We start from the raw sequence: 4,315 nt of genomic DNA on the forward strand, positions 1-4,315 counted from the left end.
CTTCTCGCGGTCGAGCGCGACCGTGGTCTCGCCCGCGCTCTCGTTCCCTGGCGCCTCGATCACCTGCTCCGGAGCCTCGGCATAGAGGTCGGTGAGCCTGCGGTACGACCGGGTGAAGAACGCCAGCGTGGCGGCGACGACCATGATCAGTCCGGCGAACAGGCAGATGAGGGCGATGCCCCGGGCCTCGCCCTCACCGAGCAGCCACGCCCACTGCTGCTGCCCCTCGGCGGTGTTCATGTACGGGATGATCAGGAACTCGGCGATCGGGGCGATCATGAACGCCGTGATCGGCGCGGCGGCGGCCTCCATCGCGGCAGCCACGCCGAAGACGCGGCCCTGCCGCTCGAAAGGCACGACCTTCTGGATCACGGTCTGCTCGGCGGCCTCGACGGGCGGCACCAGAGCCATGTACACCCACATGCCGACCACGTACAGCGGCCACCACTCCCGCAGCATGAACACCGACCCGAGCAGCCCCATCGCGATGACCACGAGCAGCATCGTGCGCATGGGCCTGGGGCCCAGACCGAACTTGGCGACCAGCCCGCCGCCGACCAGGAATCCCGTCGAGGCGAACGCCAGCGCGAAGCCCCACGTCTGCGCGTCGAAGAGTGTCAGTCCGTAGGGATCCATCAACGCCATGTAGACGCCGCCGATGAGGTTGTTGAACGTGGAGAAGATGATCAGCGCGAAGAGCCCGGGAGCCAGACGGATGGCGCGCACGCTTCCGCGGAAGTCGAGTGCGCTGGAGGCATTCGGGTCGGGTTCGGGAGTCCCCTCGGGGATGCGCACGAACAGCAGATGCACGAACGTCATCGCCATGGCCGCGATGGCGATCGCGAGCGTCCACCCCATGCCGAGGAAGCCGATCGAGAGCCCCGAGAAGACGCTCGTCACGACGAAGGCGATGCCCTGCACCGTGCCGACCAGGCCGTTGGCGTTCGCGCGCTTCTCTTCAGAAATGAGCAGGGTGACCGTCGTCGACAGCGCGATGTTGCGCAGCTGCTCGATCACACCGCCGAACAGGATGACACCCGAGAACAGCCAGAACCAGGGCCCTCCCAGATCGAGAAGAGCGGCCTCGGGCTGCCACAGGTAGAGCGCTCCGGCCACGAGGAACGCTCCGGCGGAGATCACGCTCGAGATCACCATGACGGTGTGTTTGCGGTTGCGGTCGACGATCGTGCCGAACGCCATCGCGAAGAACGCGACGAAGAGCATGTAGGCGCCGCCGATGATGCCCGTGGCCAGCACCGACCGCGTCTCGATGTAGACCCAGAACGTGAGCGCGAACCACAGGAAGCTCGTCGTCACGTTCGCGATGAGCGTGTTGACGAGGACGTTGGCGAAAGCCCTCTTCGCTGAGGTGCGCTCCATGGTTTCGAGGGTAGAACCGACCCCCGACATTGGGAAGTCCCCACCGGATCGGAGGCCCGATCACCGGACCGAGAGCAGCACCGGGACAATTAGGCTGGGGAGGTGAGCATCCAGCATGACCCCGCGATCCGGGGCTTCGCCAGTGACAACTACTCCGGCATCCACCCCGAGGTCCTCGCGGCGATCGCCGCGGCCAACGGCGGCCACCAGAGCGCCTACGGGGAGGACGCGTACACCGCGCGCCTGCAGGAGGTGTTCCAGGAGCACTTCGGTGACGGCGTGCAGGCGTTCCCGGTGTTCAACGGCACCGGCGCCAACGTGACCGGCCTGCAGTCGATGCTGCCGCGCTGGGGCGCGGTGATCGCCGCCTCCACCGCGCACATCAACGTCGACGAGGCCGCGGCCCCCGAGAAGATCGGCGGCTTCAAGCTGCTCACGGTCCCCACCGACGACGGCAAGCTCACCCCGGAGCTGATCGACCGCGAGGCGTGGGGCTGGGGCGACGAGCACCGCGCGCAGCCGCTGGTCGTCTCGATCACCCAGACCACGGAGCTCGGCACGCTGTACACGGCGGAGGAGATCCGCACGATCGCCGACCACGTGCACGAGCGCGGCATGAAGCTTCACCTCGACGGCGCCCGTCTGTCGAACGCCGCCGCCGCCCTCGATCTGCCGCTGCGTGCATTCACCCGCGACGCCGGCGTCGACGTGCTCACCTTCGGCGGAACCAAGAACGGCGCCATGCTCGGCGAGGCGATCGTCGTGCTGAACCCCGAGGCGGCCGACGGTCTCACCTACTCGCGCAAGTTCAACATGCAGCTCTCCTCGAAGATGCGGTTCGTCTCCGCCCAGCTGATCGCGCTGCTGGAGGGCGACCTCTGGCTGCGCAACGCCCGGCATGCCAATGCCATGGCGGCGCGCCTGCGCTCCGAGATCGAGGCCGGGATCGCCGACGGATCCATCCGCGGTGTGGACTTCACCCAGCCGACCCAGTCCAACGGCGTGTTCGCCACGCTCCCCGACGGCGTCGCCGACCGGCTCCGCGACTCGTTCCGCTTCTACGACTGGGACGCGGCGCGCAAGGAGGTGCGCTGGATGTGCGGCTTCGACACCGAGGAAGCCGACGTCGACGCGTTCGTCGCCGAGCTCGCCCGCCTCACCACGGCCTGAGCTTCCGGAGAAGTCAGCGCAGGAGGCCGAGGCTCGCGAGAGCCTGGCGGATGAGCGTGCCGCGACCGTTCTCCATCTCGGCGGCGACCGCATCGGATGCGGCGGCCTCCGGCGAGAACCAGGTGACCTCGAGGGCATCCTGGCGCGGCTCGCACGTACCGGTGACCGGCACGACGAAGGCCAGGGACACGGCGTGCTGCCGGTCGTCATGGAAGGCGCTCACGCCGGGCATCGGGAAGTACTCCGCGACGGTGAAGGGCAGCGGCTGCGGCGGCATCAACGGGAAAGCCATCGGACCGAGGTCGTTCTCGACATGCCGGAACAGGGCGTCGCGCACCGTCTCCCCGAAGCGGACGCGCCCCGACACGATCGTGCGCGTCATCTCCCCCATCGGCGTGGAGCGCAGGAGGATGCCGATCTCGGTCACCTGGCCGGAGCCGTCGGTGCGCACGGGAATCGCCTCGACGTAGAGCATCGGCAGACGGCGTCGCGCCTCTGCGAGCTCGAATTCGCTCAGCCAGCCGGGGTTCGCATCCGGGGAGGGCGGGTTCGACTCCCGGAAAGCGCCGAGACCTTCGTCGTCGGGCTCCGGCTCGGGATCAGGTGTGCGGACCGCCATGTGTCCTTTCTACCAGCCGCCTTCCTGAACCGACACCGTGTGCACGTCGGTCGCCCCTGGCAGGATGACGATGTGAGCGAGAACCTGACGATCGACGACACCGCGACCAGATGGTCATCCCCCGACCGCGGCGGGATGCCGCTGCTGGTCCTGCTCCACGGCTACGGTGCCGACGAGCACGACCTGTTCGGACTCGTCCCCTACCTCCCCGAGGGCATCGCCGTCGCATCCGTCGCCGCGCCCCTCGCACCCCCGTGGCCGATGCCAGGGCGCTCGTGGTATCCGATCGAGGGACTCGACGGACGCAGCTCCGCGGCCGTCACCCTCGCGGCGGAGTCCTTCCTGCGCTGGCTCGACACGGCGGCGACCGAGGCCCCCTCGATCGCGCTGCTCGGCTTCTCGCAGGGCGCGGCGGTGTCTCTGCAGGCCCTGCGGCTGGCACCCGAGCGGTTCGGCGCGGTGGTGGCGCTGAGCGGCTATGCGTCCCCGGGAGAGCTTCCGAACGACGAGGCCCTGCAAGAGCTGCGCCCACCCGTGTTCTGGGGCCGAGGAACGCACGACGACGTCATCCCACCCGCGCTGATCGATCACACCGCGCAGTGGCTGCCCACGCACTCAGAGCTGTCGGGCCGGGTGTACACCGGACTCACCCACAGCATCTCCGAGGAGGAGCTCACCGACGTGCACCGGTTCCTCACGAAGTGGCTCGACGGGGTCGCCGCGAGCTAGCCACATCGTCGTGGTCGACGACCGAGCCACGAACCGACACGCCCGGGGTTGCGGGAATGCGACACGCCCGGGTATCGTCGGGGAGTCCTGTCCGCCGTGTCTGGAAGTCCTTTGATCTGATCCGTCGCCTCCGCGCTCTTCTTCCCGCGCGCTGACCCGACGATCGCCGACTCCACGGCAGACCCTCCCCTCCGCATCCTGTGACGCGTGTCACGAGCCGGTAGGGCTCGGTGTCAGTGCACCCATGCACTCGACAGGAGACACTCATGTCAACCCCCACCGCTCTTCATGGGTTCGACCGCGCGCCACACCGTCTTCCACGACGTCCCCAGCTGCCGAGCCAAGCCATGAACCGTGGCGTGTTCACGACGCAGCTGCCCGATCGCCCAGCCGACGGCGCGCTTCGTGATCGACCCG

General features: G+C 68.5%; 5 protein-coding genes. 2 read left to right on the top strand and 3 right to left on the bottom strand.

The window, feature by feature from the left end; all coding sequences use genetic code 11:
* Positions 1-1,380, bottom strand: a 1,380-nt coding sequence (locus tag KZA10_RS08600; RefSeq protein ID WP_256934595.1) for an MFS transporter, incomplete at its 3' end; no start/stop codon positions are given.
* A 102-nt stretch (positions 1,381-1,482) separates the two neighbouring features.
* Here KZA10_RS08600 and KZA10_RS08605 point away from each other — a divergent pair.
* A complete protein-coding gene (locus KZA10_RS08605; RefSeq protein ID WP_127482963.1) occupies positions 1,483-2,550 on the top strand; it encodes a low specificity L-threonine aldolase in 1,068 nt (355 codons plus the stop codon).
* Positions 2,551-2,563: 13 nt separating this feature from the next.
* Here the strand turns inward: KZA10_RS08605 and KZA10_RS08610 are convergent, their stop codons facing one another.
* Positions 2,564-3,169 (bottom strand): NUDIX hydrolase family protein, encoded by a 606-nt coding sequence (locus KZA10_RS08610; RefSeq protein WP_017829271.1) that lies wholly within the window; start codon positions 3,167-3,169, stop codon positions 2,564-2,566.
* 72 nt (positions 3,170-3,241) lie between these two features.
* Here KZA10_RS08610 and KZA10_RS08615 point away from each other — a divergent pair, with 72 nt between their 5' ends.
* Positions 3,242-3,898 carry an alpha/beta hydrolase gene (locus KZA10_RS08615; RefSeq protein ID WP_174799593.1) on the top strand — a complete coding sequence of 219 codons (657 nt, stop codon included), beginning with the start codon at positions 3,242-3,244 and terminating at the stop codon, positions 3,896-3,898.
* A gap of 269 nt (positions 3,899-4,167) precedes the next feature.
* Here KZA10_RS08615 and KZA10_RS08620 read toward each other — a convergent pair whose 3' ends face one another.
* Positions 4,168-4,308, bottom strand: coding sequence for a helix-turn-helix domain-containing protein (locus tag KZA10_RS08620; RefSeq protein WP_308289621.1), 141 nt, complete (start codon positions 4,306-4,308; stop codon positions 4,168-4,170).
* Positions 4,309-4,315: the final 7 nt, after the last annotated feature.

This window comes from Microbacterium sp. BF1 (assembly GCF_019279095.1).
Classification (GTDB): domain Bacteria; phylum Actinomycetota; class Actinomycetes; order Actinomycetales; family Microbacteriaceae; genus Microbacterium; species Microbacterium maritypicum.

Bases quoted from the DNA above. Each gene is read 5' to 3' on its own strand.
- KZA10_RS08610 (WP_017829271.1), bottom strand. From the start codon at position 3,169: ATGGCGGTCCGCACACCTGATCCCGAGCCGGAGCCCGACGACGAAGGT.